The organism is Micromonospora fiedleri (assembly GCF_016774385.1).
GTDB classification, from domain to species: Bacteria; Actinomycetota; Actinomycetes; order Mycobacteriales; family Micromonosporaceae; genus Micromonospora; species Micromonospora gifhornensis.
This window is the reverse complement of the sequence record NZ_JAETXL010000054.1, coordinates 1-475: the sequence shown is the minus strand read 5'-3', so window position 1 is coordinate 475 and position 475 is coordinate 1. Positions and strand designations below refer to the sequence as shown.

The 475-nt window shown below is 75.8% G+C and carries 1 protein-coding gene; it reads left to right on the top strand.

Translation table 11 applies throughout. The annotated features are described in order from the left end of the window. Positions 1 to 159: 159 nt before the first annotated feature. Positions 160 to 475, top strand: a 316-nt coding sequence (locus tag JMF97_RS30600) for a UvrD-helicase domain-containing protein (protein WP_203224674.1), incomplete at its 3' end; no start/stop codon positions are given.

The following is a 475-nucleotide window of genomic DNA, read 5'->3' as shown; positions in this document are numbered from 1 at the left end:
GTGGGGGGGTGAGGGCGCCGGGGTGGGGGGGGGGGAGAGGGAGCGACGGTAGCAGGCGGCGGGAAGGGGGCGGTCGGGGGCCCGGCCGGGTGCAGTGGGGGGCGCTGCGACACCGCCAAGGCGGGCGGTGTCGGGCCGGGGGCATAGACTCGCTCTGCGATGCATCCTCTCTTCGACATCCCCGTGTCCTCGCCCGCGCCCGAGCCGCCGCCGCGCCGGGTCGCCGCGCCGGGCCGCCCCGACCCGTTGCAACTGGTGGAGGGCCTCAACGGTCCGCAACGGGACGCGGTCACGCACGCGGGATCGCCGCTGTTGATCGTCGCCGGCGCGGGCTCGGGCAAGACCCGGGTGCTGACCCACCGGCTCCCCTACCTGCCCGCCGCCCGGGACGTGCATCCCGGCCAGATCATCGCGATCCCCTTCCCCAACAAGCCCCCCGGTCAGATGACGGACCGGGTTGCCAAACCCACACCCC